Source organism: Acinetobacter sp. ESBL14, from assembly GCF_036668815.1.
GTDB lineage: Bacteria > Pseudomonadota > Gammaproteobacteria > Pseudomonadales > Moraxellaceae > Acinetobacter > Acinetobacter gyllenbergii.
The window spans coordinates 178344-191352 of sequence record NZ_JAZEVS010000003.1 but is presented as its reverse complement, the minus strand read 5'-3'; the positions used below and the strand labels follow the sequence as shown (position 1 = coordinate 191352).

The following is a 13009-nucleotide window of genomic DNA, read 5'->3' as shown; positions in this document are numbered from 1 at the left end:
GAATCCAGATGTTAGGTTTGGATTCAAACATCAACAGCAATTTCACTCTATGTCTCAGCCGAGTCACTATGTGATTTTATTTTAATATTCCAAAGCAACATTGCTATGATCAATCAACACTAACGATTCAAAAACTGCTTTATTTCTAACGTTTTCCGCTCACCACGCCAGATCCATTTTAATTGACTTTCCGCAAAATCATCACCTTCAAACCATACAAAGAGGCCTTCCATCATCTCTGGCCAATCGGTTTGTTCAATTTGATTTTTACCAGAGATCACCGCAACGATTGCTGCAAGAATGGTGTCATGGCTCACTGCCAAACTTAAACCACCCTGTTGGGTCGGATGGGTATGATAAAGCAGCTCTAAGACATCAAATACACCTGTGATCGGATGCTTCATTCCGGGTAAGGCATTATTCACAAAACTATTGATAAACCCTAGCGCACCCTGTTTACGGAAATAAGGCGCTGCCTGCTGGATATCCAAAACAAAGCTGCCGGGTTCGACCAATAGACGTTGCTCAACAATTTCAATTTGATGCGTATTGACGGCTTTGCGCGTTTCATCTGCACCTTCAATCATTAAAGCTGCCGTATCAACACAACGCTGAATCGGGCTAGAAATACAATGTTGAATCGCCCGATCGGTATTCTGGATTAAATATTGCCCCCAAGCATAGGCCAGCTCACGACCTTGTTCAGTTAACTGAAGATCATAACCAGCCAAACCTTGTCCATTGACCAATTCACGCAAAGAGTGACGCGTAAATAAAGTTACAGGGGTAGAAGCATCAGGAAGTAAATCAATGGCTTCAAACATGCTTTTAGGCAATAAATGCAGAGTCATATTCACATACAAGCTTTAATTTAACCCACTATAGCATGAGCCAGATAAGTCTCAATCTAAAATGCCAGACCGACTTAACGCATCATATGCAATATTTTTGCAATGCTGATCTCGATAAGCGATAAAGCCACCATTTAAAACCGTTTCACGTTGATTATAAATAAAAGGTTTTTCATCCAAAGTCATCAAACCACCACCAATACTTTCAAGCAGGGCTTGACCTGAACTCGTATCCCACTCCGAAGTTGGATGGAAACGAGGATAAATATCAATTTCCCCTTCCAGCATCATACAAAACTTATAAGCACTGCCTGCTTCACGACGCTCTACCTGACGACTCTGTAAAATTGGCTCAATAAAGTTTTTATACTTTGGATTTTTACTGTTATGACTCAAACCAATTTGCAACGGTGCAGCAAAATCATGATCTTCAAGCTGATATTGGAACCATTCTTGACGGCTAAAACTATATTTATACGGTAATTGCGAGGTATGTCCGATGTACATCACCTGCTCACACGGCACCGCAATAATCGCGAACGTGGTTTGGTGATCTTCAATCAAACTAAGATTAATCGTAAATTCATCACGCTCATGGATAAACTCTTTAGTTCCATCCAGTGGATCCAACATCCAACAGCGTTGCCATGCCGCTCGGGCAGAATAATCACTTTCTTCTGATAACACAGGTAATTGTGGCGTAACTGTTGCTAAGTGCTTTAATAAAAAGTGATTTACCTTTAAATCAGCTTGTGTGACAGGCGAATCATCACTTTTTTCCTGAATATTAAACTCGCACCCAGCACAATAACTTTGGTATTCTTCCAGCAATATTTGACTAGCCTGCGCCATGATCGGAACAAGTTGAGAGATTAACTGATCTTGGGGAGCAAGCGTTTTAATAAACATAGACCAACCTTATGTCATATTCAGATTTACAGCAGCAACCGATTGCCATGTTTGACATGGACGGTACATTACTCGATTTAGCCTTTGATGATTTTATCTGGAATCATTGTCTGCCTGAACGACACGCCCAAGTTCACCAATGTACACTTGAGCAAAGCCAGCAAACACTATTTCAATTCTACCAACAACATAAGCATACACTATCTTGGTATTCTTCGGCGCACTGGACGGCTAAAGTAGGTGTTGATGTGTTGCAACTGCAATACGAACATCGTGAAAAAATACGTGCACGAACTGGCTGTCATCAGCTCTTGCAACAGTTGAATGCACATGGCTATCGTTGTTGGCTATTGACCAATGCTGATCGTGCAGGTCTACAACTTAAACTTGAAAATGTCGAACTCAGCCCCTACTTTGAACTTATGATCAGTAGTGAAGAACTCGGGCATGCCAAAGAAGAAGTGGCATTCTGGCAAAAGTTGCAGCAACAACATCCATTTGACCCTGCACAAGCGGTCTTTATTGATGACACAGTTGCTGTACTCAAAGGCGCAGAAGGCTTCGGTATCCAACAGTTATTCAGTATATTACAGCCTTCCAGCAGTAAAGCTGCAAGAGCCGCAACTGAGTTGCCGTACCCTGCCCTTGATCATTTAACCGAACTTTTTGATTATCTTGAAACCAACCAACAGGTAACAGATGCCAAAACAGCATGAACCAGACAGCATGGATGCCATGCGCATTGATAAATGGCTTTGGGCAGCTCGTTTTTTTAAAACACGCTCGATTGCCAAGGCCGCGATTGAAGGTGGTAAAGTTCACCACAACAATGATCGGGTTAAAGTTTCTAGAGATGTCCGGATTGGAATGGAACTCACCATTCAACAAGGTTTCGAGAAAAAAACGGTGGTGGTGAAGGCTCTTTCTGCCGTCCGAGGCGGTGCTCCAGCAGCTCAGTTACTTTATGAAGAAACAACAGAAAGTATTGCGCGTAGAGAGTTGCATGCATCACAACGAAAATTGCATAATCTAGCCCGACCCGATCATCGACCAAGTAAAAAAGATCGTCGTGATATCAATCGTTTTAAGCAAGAAAATGTCCAATCCTGGTCTTATCATGATGAATAGATGAGATGGATATTTTCTCATTTTGGACGCGTCATCTTGTGTCGCATAGACACAGATCAGATGTAGAATAAACAATGAGAATCTGCCACTATACTCAAGTCCCAACAAGTTGAGATTCAATACATCCACTTGGGTTAGTCGTTAAGAAATAAAGTTTTGAGGTTTTGAGATGGATGATAATAAAAGTAAGGCGTTACAAGCTGCATTGAGCCAGATTGAAAAACAATTTGGTAAAAATACAGTGATGCGCTTAGGTGATAATACCGTACAAGCAGTTGAAGCAGTTTCTACGGGTTCTTTAACACTCGATATCGCATTAGGGATTGGCGGATTACCTAAAGGCCGTATCATTGAAATTTACGGCCCTGAATCATCAGGTAAAACGACCATGACATTGCAGGCCATTGCTCAATGTCAAAAAAATGGCGGTACCTGTGCCTTTATCGATGCTGAACATGCATTGGACCCTGAATACGCACGTAAGCTCGGTGTAGATATTGATAACCTTTTGGTTTCACAACCAGACCATGGTGAGCAAGCGCTCGAAATCGCCGATATGTTAGTGCGTTCAGGTGCAATTGATCTTATCGTTGTCGACTCTGTTGCCGCATTGACCCCGAAAGCCGAAATTGAAGGCGAAATGGGTGACTCACATATGGGCTTGCAAGCACGCTTAATGAGTCAGGCGCTGCGTAAAATTACAGGTAATGCGAAACGCTCAAACTGTATGGTGATCTTCATTAACCAAATCCGTATGAAGATTGGTGTGATGTTTGGTAGCCCAGAAACCACAACCGGTGGTAACGCACTTAAATTCTATGCTTCTGTACGTTTAGATATCCGTCGTATCGGTCAAGTAAAAGAAGGCGACGAAATTACGGGTAACGAAACGCGCGTTAAAGTTGTGAAAAACAAAATGGCGCCTCCGTTCAAAGAAGCTGTATTCCAGATCATGTATGGTAAAGGGACTAACCAACTCGGTGAATTGGTTGATCTTGCAGTTCAACAAGATATCGTACAAAAAGCGGGTGCTTGGTACTCTTATCAAGGCAATAAAATTGGCCAAGGTAAAAATAACGTAATTCGTCATTTTGAAGAGAATGCACAAATGGCTCAAGAAATTGAGAAGCTGATTCGTGAACAATTGCTTACCAAGAACAAGCCAGCCGAAAACACAGATATTGAAGAAGAAGAACCAGATTTCTTAGAAAGCTAAACTGAAACGCCCTTCGGGGCGTTTTTCTTTAATGAGGAAAGCATGTTTAATTCCGAAAAAACCGAAAAACCCAAAACCCTCACAGGCTCAAGATTACGCTCTTATGCTTTTGCCCTGCTCACGCGTCGTGACTATTCTCAAGCTGAGTTAATCACCAAGCTCAATCAATATGCGATCAACCCAGAGGAAGTCGCAAAGCTGGTCGAAGAATTAGCACAACAAAATTATCAGAGCGACCAACGCGTGGCAGAACTGACGCTGGCAAGTCAACTCAGAAAAGGCAAAGGTTTACAACGGATCAAACAGGCATTAAAAGCAAAGCAACTGGATGCGGAGCTAATTACTGAAGAGCTGCAAGACGTCGATTGGCTTGACCAAGCATATCAACTCAAACTGAAAAAATTTGGACAAGAAGTTGCAACTGACCCAAAAATCAAAGCAAAACAGATTCGATTTTTACAATATCGTGGGTTTGATATGGGGGTAATTATGAAAGCGATTGCTCGAACGAGCGAAGAAGAATAACTGGTGGCAGCCCTACTAGCATGACTTCGGCACATCATAGTTCTACTACCGTTGCTACCTTCCGGTCCTGGCGGGGTTCGTAGAGTACAATTGCGAAGCTACCAGCAGGGCTACCATTGCCTGACAAAGTATAGAGATTTTTACCCGAGTTGCAAGCCTTGTTGCTGTTTTTCAGCGAGTTTTGCATTCAACTGCCTAATTCATCATCAACTGCTATATATTTGTTATCTATTTACTTTCAAGATGAACAAACATTAAACAACAACCCAGTAATTTCCTGCAAAAGTGCTTGAAGATTGTAAATGCTTATTGCATTTAAATGAGTTGCTGTTTTAATGGCTAAATCAAAAATCTATATCTGGTGTGTTGCAAGTAAAAAGTGAAGACTTGTTCGACCACAGCTTTAATTTCAACTTATGGATGAATTTTTATGCTAAAAAAGCATTCCGTACTTTTTATTGCCCTGCTCAGTAGTGCGCACTTATATGCTAATGTTCCAATTGAATCGCGCTCTTTAAGTCAACAACAAGCCAATAATGTTGTTGCAGGCTCTCCAAGTTTAAACTGGGAAATCATGCAAAAAAACCAGAAGCTTGAAGAAGAAATTCGTAAGTTACGTGGTCAACTTGAAGAACATGACAATGCAATTGAACAGTTAAAAAAAGAACTAACCAATCGCTATACCGATCTTGATCAGCGCTTAGAGCTTTTATCTCAAAAAATTGATCCACCAGAAGATAACCCTGAAGCTCAAGATGGTGCTGTAGCCGGAGCAAGCAATACGGATACCGCTGCTGCTCCAGTGATTGCACCAACAGCACCCGCAACACAGCAACAAACATCTTCTGTGAAGCCACAAGCACCAACTGCCGAGCAACCATCACAAGCCAACACTGCGACTACAAGTAATACCACCAATCAAATCGAGCTAGAAAAAGCAGCCTATACCGTTGCGCTTGATGCCTATAAGCAAGGTGGTGCCAAAAAAGCCATTCAACCCATGCAAAACTTCATTAAAAATCACCCCAATGGTATTTATGTCGGCAATGCATATTTTTGGCTAGCTGAATTCTACTTGGCCGTTGAGCCTGTTGACTACAAAGCAGCCAAGCAAAACTATAATATTGTCGCAACACGCTATCCAAATTCTGCCAAAGCATCGCGTGCAGTTTATCAATTGTATAGTATTGCCAAAGAAGTCGATAAAAATACAGCCTTGGCAAATCAATACCGAAGTAAGTTGCTCAGTCAATACCCACAATCTGAAGAAGCCAAATTCATTCAGAAAAAGTAATTTACAGTCGCCAATAAAAAAGCCAGTTTTTACAAACTGGCTTTTTTATGCTTAGAACAAAATTATTTGATCTTTGCTTGCGACTTCAAGTATTCGGTATAATCTTCCAAAACTTGCTGACCGCGGAACTGTTGATAAAGCTTGTTCAACTCTTGCAACTGCTCAGCAGGTAATGTGCTCGCAACACTGCTATTTACATTTGAAACAGCAACAATCACGAGTTCATTTGGAAGTTTCGCAGTGGTTGCAGACCACAACCCTTCTTTGCTTGGTGCAGGAATGCTAAACGCAGCACGCTCAATCGCACGCTTCAAGCCTTGTGAACGTGCAAATGTCCCTGCATTTTCAAAAGTGACTTGAGATTTCGCAACCACTTGTGCCGCAGGTTGAGTTTTAAAGTCTGCAAGAATCGTTGCAATTTTCGCTTGCGCAGCTTTATAAGCCTTCGCTTCGATCACTTTTGCTTTCACATCAGCAGTTGCTTGATCCAAAGGTTTGATACCCGCTGCATGATAATTGCGAACTTTAATCCAGATGGTATCACCATTCGCCAATTGAATATTTGAAGATGCATTACGGTCACCGTTCTTCACATCATCATTAAACAATTTTGCTTTTACACCTAAATCACTTAAATATGGATTATCAGTGGTCAGTGTTACACCATTTACAGATTCAACACGCGCACCCTTCACTTCTTGTGCAACGACATCTAAAGAATCACCACCAACTACCATTTCATTAAGGTTGTTAACCGTATCGCTAAATAAATTCGCAGCTTTTGATTTTTCAACCTCAGCGGTCAAACGTGCTTTTTCAGCTTCAAACGATGGTAACTTGAGCATTGGTGATTCTGTTTCAATAATGTGATAACCGTATTGCGTTTTAACAGGCTTTGAAATCTCACCATTTTTCAAGGCATTGACTGCATTATCAAAATCCGCCGAGAATGCGCCTGGCGCATAAGCTTCAACTAAACCACCTTGGGTCTTAGAGGTTGGATCATCGGAGAATTGAGCCGCAGCATCAGCAAAGCTCATACCTGCCTGAATTTTTGCATAGACTTCATTGGCAAGTTTCTGTGCCGCAGCGTCATCACGTGCATCCGTGGTAATTAAAATATGCTTAACCTGAGGTTTAATCGCTTTCTTTTGCTCATCAACAAAAGCCGTATAAGCCTGCTGTAAATCTGCTTCAGTTACCGCAAGATTTGCTTTAGGCAATAATGCTGGGGTTAACACCACATAATCAACATCGACACTGGCAACTTGCTTAAATTCAGTTTTATGCTTGTTGTAGTAATCCGTAATTTCTTGATTTGATGCCGTTACGCCTTTTTTATAATCATCTAACTTAATGCTTGCTAGATGTAAGGTACGTTGTTCTGTTTGTAGATTAGCTAACTGTTGCACATCTGATTTACTCACCAATGCATAATCCATCAAAGATGTTGAAATCATCTTCAATGCATGGTCTTGGCGTAAACTCGCGATTAAGGCTTGGTTAGTCATCCCAACAGAACGTAAATAGTTTTCATATAATTTTTGCGAAAACTGTCCATTTTCTTGAAAACTTGGTTGCTGTGCCAACATTTGTTCAAGTTGTACATCACTTAAAGTCATACCCAGCTTTTCAGCTTGCTGCTGCAACAGACTGCGTGCAACAAGTGCATCCAATGCTTTTTCCTGAATGACAGGTAAATTTAAAAGGGACTCGTCACCTTTGACCAATGACAAATACTGGTCTTTATAGTTCTTGGTTGCACTTTCTAATTCTTTATTAGAAATATCTTGACCGTTTACCGATTTCGCAACGTCTGCTTTATTGCTACCACTAAAATATCCTTCAATACCTACAAGTGCTAAAGGGGTCAAAAACAAAACTAGCAGGACTTTGCCAAGCCAACCCTTAATGAGAGTACGAAACGATTCCATAAGAATTCCAATATTTTATTTCGGGGCAATTTTAACTGAAAAACAAAGACGAATGAATGCAGAATAAGGATCAAATTAACTTTTTCATTCAATAAATAAAAAACGCACCCTAAATGGTGCGTTTATTGATTTAAAAAGATTACGCAACCGAATCTTTTAAACCCTTACCAGCTTTGAAGCTAGGTACTTTACTTGCTTTGATTTGCAGCTCTTCACCAGTCTTAGGGTTACGACCTGTACGAGCAGCACGTTCTTTCACGCTGAAAGTACCGAAACCAACTAAAGTAACCGTGTCACCTTTCTTAAGTGCTTCAGTGATTGATGCAATTGTCGCATCGAGTGCCTTACCAGCATCCGATTTAGACACTCCCCCTTTTTCAGCAATCGCATCAATTAATTCTGATTTATTCATGATAAAAAATATCCTCTTAATATCGTTTGTTAAGATCCAAGGCTATAGTTTAAAAGGCCATGACGCCTTTATAGCAATGCTTTGGGGGAGAACGCAATACTAGAAAGACCTTTTAATTAAAATAAATACTGAAATACGACATAAACGGACGAGTTACCTGCCTTTTTTTTACTTTTTATTCAATTTAGCCTTCAATTGATGGTTTTCTTCGATCAACGCATCGACCTTGATATGAAGCTGAACAAGGAGCTGCTCGATGTGTTGGAGATCCTTGGGAGTAACCAAGCCAATACGATTCAAAGAATGATTGACACCTGTATCCAGAATCTTTTCAACCTTGTCTTTGGTATCTGTAACTGACTCTTTAGCCTTCTCTGTTACCTTCACTACGGTATTATCGGCAAAATCGACTGTTTTTGATTCAAGCTCCTCACCGACCTTGACCAGCGAGTCAAACAATTTATTTCCTTCTTCTTCCGCACGTGAAAAAGCACCCAAACCAGCCAGCCAGATTTGTTGTGTGTATTTTTTGAAATCAAGTGCAGATTTTTTAGAACTCTTTGATTTTGGCTTAGTTTTTACTTCAGCTTCTTCACTAGGATTTTCTATGTTTGAGTTATCCATTGACTATTACTCCTAAGCTCTTTACAAACAGTATGTCGTATTTAACCATAAAAATGTTTTTATAATATCAAAGTTAAGACTTGATCGTTTTAAAAAACTGTTCTACAAAGCAATAAAGTCATGTAAATTATTTTTCACAATTTGAGTACGGATGCTCAAGTTTACAGATTTTATTGTTTCATAACGTTATTGGTAAGGAAAAAGAGATCTATGAGTGATACGCAACAAAGACATAAACACCCCCATTTGTTGCTAAACATTGTCATCATTGTTTTAGAAACTTTTTTCTCCTTCATGCTGACGCACGATGCAGGGTTGCGCTTGCACGCGAAAAAATTGATCGACAAAAAAATCACTATTCGCATCAATAGCTATATTCCGTTCTTCGACTTTTATATCCAATTTACCGAAAAAGGTCTTTTATTTGATATGAAAGCGTTGGATCGTAACATCGATTTGGAAATTAATAGCACACTCATCGATCTGATTAAGATTTTTGTGTTTAACAATCAGCGCAGTATTAGCAATATGCGCATTCTCGGTGATGCAGTTCTTGCAGAAGAGTTCTTAGATTTAGTTCCACATCTCACACTCTCTAGTATTCTGGCAAACTGGAAACAATGGCTCAATTTATTTAACGACGAAGCTGAAGCAGTTGCATCTCAGCAACGTATTGCCCCACTTTTGGATAAAATTGACCAGCAGCGCTCAGAAATCAATACTTTGCTGGTTGAAGTAAAACAATATCAAAATCGTATTCACCGCCTACAAAAACGTCAGCGCTTGATCAATATCAGCTTTGCGGTATTGAGCTTTATTTTCATCGCCTTTTTTGTTTATAATACGTGGATACAATAATTCCAATATATTTTACTTTTCACGCTGATAATGGCAATTTAAAACTTGACTATTTTAGTCGGAATTCATAAAATTTAGTCATCTAGTCTAACCATGTGTACCGAATCATGCGTCTTACAACTCGCGGTCGTTACGCAGTGACTGCTCTACTTGATTTAGCTTTGCAGCCAACTGAACAAACGATCACGCTTGCGGAAATAGCAGCACGCCAATCCATCTCAGTCGCTTATTTAGAACAGTTATTCGCAAAACTTAAACGACATGGGTTAGTTTCAAGCGTTCGCGGTGCAAATGGTGGCTATCACCTTGCGCGCAATGCAAGTGAAATCACAGTGCTAGAAATTATCGAAGCTGTAAATGAAACTGTTGATGCGACTCGTTGTGACCACAAAGGCAACTGCCAGAATGGTGCAATGTGTTTAACGCACGACTTATGGCAAGAACTCTCCCACCATATTGCCGATTATCTCGCAAAAATCACCCTTGCTGATTTAATTGCGCGTGACAACGTTCAAACCGTTGCTCTACGCCAAAATTCACCAAGTTTAGATTCAGCCCTTCTATCGGTTACAGGTATCTGACATGAAACGTCCAATTTATCTTGATTACGCAGCAACCACTCCTGTACTGCCTGAAGTTGCAGAACGTATGATGGAATGTTTAACGTTCGAGGGAACTTTTGGTAACCCTGCGTCACGTTCACATGCCTATGGTTGGCAAGCAGAAGAAAAAGCCGAATATGCGCGTGAGCAAGTTGCAAACTTAATCAAAGCTGACCCACGTGAAATCGTGTGGACTTCAGGCGCAACAGAATCTGATAACTTAGCATTAAAAGGTATTGCTCAGTTCTACGGTTCAAAAGGCAAACACATCATTACAAGTAAAATCGAACACAAAGCTGTGTTAGACCCTTGCCGTGAGCTTGAAGAACAAGGTTTTGAAATTACATATTTAGAGCCTGAACCACGCACAGGATTAATTACCCCTGAAATGGTTCAAGCTGCTTTACGTCCAGACACGATTCTTGTTTCACTGATGATGGTAAACAACGAAATCGGTACAGTGACAGACGTTGCTGCGATTGGTGAATTAACACGCGCCAACAAGACATTCTTCCATGTCGATGCTGCACAAGCTGCGGGTAAAGTTGAGATTGATCTTTCAACCATGAAAGTCGACTTAATGAGTTTCTCTGGTCATAAAGTTTATGGTCCTAAAGGCATTGGCGCACTTTTCGTTCGCCGTAGCCCACGTGTTCGCTTAAAAGCACAAATGCACGGTGGTGGTCATGAGCGTGGCATGCGTTCTGGTACTTTAGCGACACATCAAATTGTTGGTATGGGTGAGGCTTTTGAAATTGCAGGCAAAACCATGCAGGCAGAACAAGAGCGCATTCGTAAATTACGCGACAAACTTTGGAATGGCTTACAAGACCTTGAACAAGTGTTCTTGAATGGTCACCCAACGCAAAACGTTGCAAACTATCTAAATGTCAGCTTCAACTTTGTTGAAGGTGAATCACTGATGATGGCACTGAAAGATGTTGCTGTTTCAAGTGGTTCAGCATGTACATCTGCAACTTTAGAACCTTCATACGTTTTACGTGCTTTAGGTTTATCTGATGAGTTGGCACACAGTTCAATTCGTTTCAGTTTTGGTAAATACACAACTGAAGCGGACATTGACCATGTGTTGACAATTACCAAAGCTGCGGTTGAGAAATTGCGTGAACTTTCTCCGCTTTGGGATATGTACAAAGAAGGTATCGACCTTTCAACAGTTGAATGGGCTGAACACTAATTTGCTGAGTGCTCAATTGAGCACTTCATTGAAAAACGTGTTTTAACCCTCATATTAATATTAGGCTGACCCCGAGGTTTGGAGAAGCGACATGGCTTATAGCGAAAAAGTAATTGATCATTACGAAAACCCACGTAATGTTGGTGTTTTAGACAAAAATGCAGAAAACGTAGGCACAGGTATGGTGGGTGCACCAGCGTGTGGCGACGTAATGCGTTTGCAAATTCAAGTGGATGACAATGGCGTAATTGAAGAAGCTCGCTTCAAAACTTACGGCTGTGGCTCTGCAATTGCATCAAGCTCACTGGTAACCGAATGGTTAAAAGGTAAAACGCTTGATGAGGCTCAATCAATCAAGAATATTGATATCGCGACTGAGCTTGCACTTCCACCAGTGAAAGTACACTGCTCTGTCTTAGCTGAAGATGCAATTAAAGCTGCGATTGAAGATTATCGCGGTAAAAAAGCGAAAGCTTAATTGATGACCGAAATAACATTGGAGTTTTCATGATCCATTTAACTGAAAATGCTGCGACTCACATCAGCAATTACCTGCAAAACCGCGGTAAGGGTGAAGGGATTCGTATTGGTGTGAAAACTTCGGGTTGTTCTGGGTTGGCTTATGTACTTGAGTTTGTCGACGATGTCGATACACACGATCAAGTCTTTGAACAACTTGGTGTTAAAGTTTTTGTTGATCCTAAAAGTCTAGTTTATCTCGATGGTTTAGAGATGGACTATGTCAAAAATGGTTTAAACGAAGGTTTTGAATTTAGCAACCCTAATCAAAAAGGTGAATGTGGTTGCGGTGAATCATTTACCGTCTAAGCAAACACCCTCTTTCTTCTCGTCAAAACAGTGTGTTCCGCACTGTTTTAACGTATTTATCACTAGCGGAATTCATCTCCCATGAATCATTTTGAGTTGTTCCAATTACCCGAAGCACTCGATATAGATTTAGCAGCTTTAAAAAAACAGTTTTTAAGTTTGCAACAGCAATATCACCCAGATAAAGCCACTGACAAAGATCAGGCCTTGATCAAGTCAAGCGAAATCAACCAAGCGTATAAAGTACTCTCACAAGTTGATAGTCGTGCGGCATATCTACTTGCCTTAAAAAAACAAGATCACCATCTTGACCAATCCATTAGCGATTTTGAATTTTTGCAATCTGCACTCGAAATGCGCGAACAACTTGATGAAGCCACCTCAACAGAGCAACTTCACACTTTAAAAGTTGAAATTCAGCAATGGATCGATGGTCTAGTTCGCGAATTTAAAATTGATTTTGCTGACGAAGACTGGGCTGAAGCACGTGATACTGTTCGTAAGTTACGTTTTTTCCAACGTGTTATGAATGATATTGATAAAGCTGAAGATCGCATGCTGGACGAAGAAGAAAGCTTCGACCTCGATGATGATTTTTAATCCGCTGTTACCAATTATTTTCAAGGGATA

16 protein-coding genes and 1 other RNA gene are annotated in these 13009 nt (G+C 40.6%); 11 read left to right on the top strand and 6 right to left on the bottom strand.

Features of this window, described 5'->3' with window-relative positions; genetic code table 11:
* Positions 1–119 precede the first annotated feature (119 nt).
* Positions 120–851, bottom strand: coding sequence for a histidine phosphatase family protein (locus V6E90_RS11915; RefSeq protein ID WP_262758680.1), 732 nt, complete (start codon positions 849–851; stop codon positions 120–122).
* 51 nt (positions 852–902) lie between these two features.
* Complete coding sequence (locus V6E90_RS11910; protein ID WP_016541124.1) at positions 903–1760, bottom strand: 3'(2'),5'-bisphosphate nucleotidase CysQ family protein; 858 nt, start codon at positions 1758–1760, stop codon at positions 903–905.
* Between the two features lie 11 nt (positions 1761–1771).
* Here V6E90_RS11910 and V6E90_RS11905 point away from each other — a divergent pair, with 11 nt between their 5' ends.
* From V6E90_RS11905 to V6E90_RS11890, 4 genes are all read left to right on the top strand, one after another.
* The gene (locus tag V6E90_RS11905) at positions 1772–2476 is read left to right on the top strand and encodes an HAD-IA family hydrolase (protein ID WP_262758681.1); all 705 of its coding nucleotides are present in this window, start codon (positions 1772–1774) and stop codon (positions 2474–2476) included.
* Entirely contained in the window at positions 2460–2888 is a 429-nt protein-coding gene (locus tag V6E90_RS11900) for an RNA-binding S4 domain-containing protein (RefSeq protein WP_004652990.1), read from the top strand. Before V6E90_RS11905 ends, V6E90_RS11900 begins: the two co-directional genes overlap by 17 nt.
* A gap of 169 nt (positions 2889–3057) precedes the next feature.
* Positions 3058–4104 (top strand): recombinase RecA, encoded by a 1047-nt coding sequence (gene recA / locus V6E90_RS11895; protein ID WP_004652989.1) that lies wholly within the window; start codon positions 3058–3060, stop codon positions 4102–4104.
* A 42-nt stretch (positions 4105–4146) separates the two neighbouring features.
* Positions 4147–4629, top strand: a complete 483-nt coding sequence (locus V6E90_RS11890) for a regulatory protein RecX (protein WP_262758682.1) — start codon at positions 4147–4149, stop codon at positions 4627–4629.
* Positions 4630–4639: 10 nt separating this feature from the next.
* Here the strand turns inward: V6E90_RS11890 and ffs are convergent.
* Positions 4640–4736: signal recognition particle sRNA small type (gene ffs, locus V6E90_RS11885), an RNA gene on the bottom strand.
* 323 nt (positions 4737–5059) lie between these two features.
* Between ffs and V6E90_RS11880 the strand changes: the two genes are divergently transcribed.
* Positions 5060–5923 (top strand): YbgF trimerization domain-containing protein, encoded by an 864-nt coding sequence (locus V6E90_RS11880; RefSeq protein ID WP_332605422.1) that lies wholly within the window; start codon positions 5060–5062, stop codon positions 5921–5923.
* A 62-nt stretch (positions 5924–5985) separates the two neighbouring features.
* On the opposite strand, the gene V6E90_RS11875 is transcribed toward V6E90_RS11880, so the two are convergent.
* The 3 genes from V6E90_RS11875 to V6E90_RS11865 form a co-directional block, all read right to left on the bottom strand.
* Positions 5986–7857 (bottom strand): SurA N-terminal domain-containing protein, encoded by a 1872-nt coding sequence (locus V6E90_RS11875; RefSeq protein ID WP_023270019.1) that lies wholly within the window; start codon positions 7855–7857, stop codon positions 5986–5988.
* Between the two features lie 139 nt (positions 7858–7996).
* Entirely contained in the window at positions 7997–8269 is a 273-nt protein-coding gene (locus V6E90_RS11870) for an HU family DNA-binding protein (protein WP_004639426.1), read from the bottom strand.
* 168 nt (positions 8270–8437) lie between these two features.
* Positions 8438–8893, bottom strand: coding sequence for a phasin family protein (locus tag V6E90_RS11865; RefSeq protein ID WP_016660354.1), 456 nt, complete (start codon positions 8891–8893; stop codon positions 8438–8440).
* Between the two features lie 210 nt (positions 8894–9103).
* Between V6E90_RS11865 and V6E90_RS11860 the strand changes: the two genes are divergently transcribed.
* From V6E90_RS11860 to hscB, 6 genes are all read left to right on the top strand, one after another.
* Positions 9104–9751, top strand: coding sequence for a hypothetical protein (locus V6E90_RS11860; protein ID WP_016541118.1), 648 nt, complete (start codon positions 9104–9106; stop codon positions 9749–9751).
* A 107-nt stretch (positions 9752–9858) separates the two neighbouring features.
* Entirely contained in the window at positions 9859–10332 is a 474-nt protein-coding gene (locus V6E90_RS11855) for an Rrf2 family transcriptional regulator (RefSeq protein WP_004771673.1), read from the top strand.
* Position 10333: 1 nt separating this feature from the next.
* On the top strand, positions 10334–11551 hold the full coding sequence (locus V6E90_RS11850) for an IscS subfamily cysteine desulfurase (protein WP_004652982.1): 1218 nt from the start codon (positions 10334–10336) through the stop codon (positions 11549–11551).
* 91 nt (positions 11552–11642) lie between these two features.
* Positions 11643–12029 carry a Fe-S cluster assembly scaffold IscU gene (gene iscU / locus V6E90_RS11845; protein WP_004652980.1) on the top strand — a complete coding sequence of 129 codons (387 nt, stop codon included), beginning with the start codon at positions 11643–11645 and terminating at the stop codon, positions 12027–12029.
* A 29-nt stretch (positions 12030–12058) separates the two neighbouring features.
* Positions 12059–12379, top strand: a complete 321-nt coding sequence (gene iscA, locus V6E90_RS11840) for an iron-sulfur cluster assembly protein IscA (protein WP_004652979.1) — start codon at positions 12059–12061, stop codon at positions 12377–12379.
* An 81-nt stretch (positions 12380–12460) separates the two neighbouring features.
* Complete coding sequence (gene hscB / locus V6E90_RS11835) at positions 12461–12979, top strand: Fe-S protein assembly co-chaperone HscB (RefSeq protein ID WP_004652978.1); 519 nt, start codon at positions 12461–12463, stop codon at positions 12977–12979.
* The last annotated feature ends 30 nt before the right edge of the window (positions 12980–13009 follow it).

Coding starts and splice junctions, on each gene's coding strand:
- V6E90_RS11890 (WP_262758682.1), top strand. CDS start 4,147: ATGTTTAATTCCGAAAAAACCGAAAAACCCAAAACCCTCACAGGCTCA.
- recA (WP_004652989.1), top strand. CDS start 3,058: ATGGATGATAATAAAAGTAAGGCGTTACAAGCTGCATTGAGCCAGATT.
- V6E90_RS11870 (WP_004639426.1), bottom strand. CDS start 8,269: ATGAATAAATCAGAATTAATTGATGCGATTGCTGAAAAAGGGGGAGTG.
- V6E90_RS11860 (WP_016541118.1), top strand. CDS start 9,104: ATGAGTGATACGCAACAAAGACATAAACACCCCCATTTGTTGCTAAAC.
- V6E90_RS11850 (WP_004652982.1), top strand. CDS start 10,334: ATGAAACGTCCAATTTATCTTGATTACGCAGCAACCACTCCTGTACTG.
- V6E90_RS11905 (WP_262758681.1), top strand. CDS start 1,772: ATGTCATATTCAGATTTACAGCAGCAACCGATTGCCATGTTTGACATG.
- hscB (WP_004652978.1), top strand. CDS start 12,461: ATGAATCATTTTGAGTTGTTCCAATTACCCGAAGCACTCGATATAGAT.
- V6E90_RS11915 (WP_262758680.1), bottom strand. CDS start 851: ATGACTCTGCATTTATTGCCTAAAAGCATGTTTGAAGCCATTGATTTA.
- V6E90_RS11865 (WP_016660354.1), bottom strand. CDS start 8,893: ATGGATAACTCAAACATAGAAAATCCTAGTGAAGAAGCTGAAGTAAAA.
- iscU (WP_004652980.1), top strand. CDS start 11,643: ATGGCTTATAGCGAAAAAGTAATTGATCATTACGAAAACCCACGTAAT.
- V6E90_RS11855 (WP_004771673.1), top strand. CDS start 9,859: ATGCGTCTTACAACTCGCGGTCGTTACGCAGTGACTGCTCTACTTGAT.
- iscA (WP_004652979.1), top strand. CDS start 12,059: ATGATCCATTTAACTGAAAATGCTGCGACTCACATCAGCAATTACCTG.
- V6E90_RS11880 (WP_332605422.1), top strand. CDS start 5,060: ATGCTAAAAAAGCATTCCGTACTTTTTATTGCCCTGCTCAGTAGTGCG.
- V6E90_RS11875 (WP_023270019.1), bottom strand. CDS start 7,857: ATGGAATCGTTTCGTACTCTCATTAAGGGTTGGCTTGGCAAAGTCCTG.
- V6E90_RS11910 (WP_016541124.1), bottom strand. CDS start 1,760: ATGTTTATTAAAACGCTTGCTCCCCAAGATCAGTTAATCTCTCAACTT.
- V6E90_RS11900 (WP_004652990.1), top strand. CDS start 2,460: ATGCCAAAACAGCATGAACCAGACAGCATGGATGCCATGCGCATTGAT.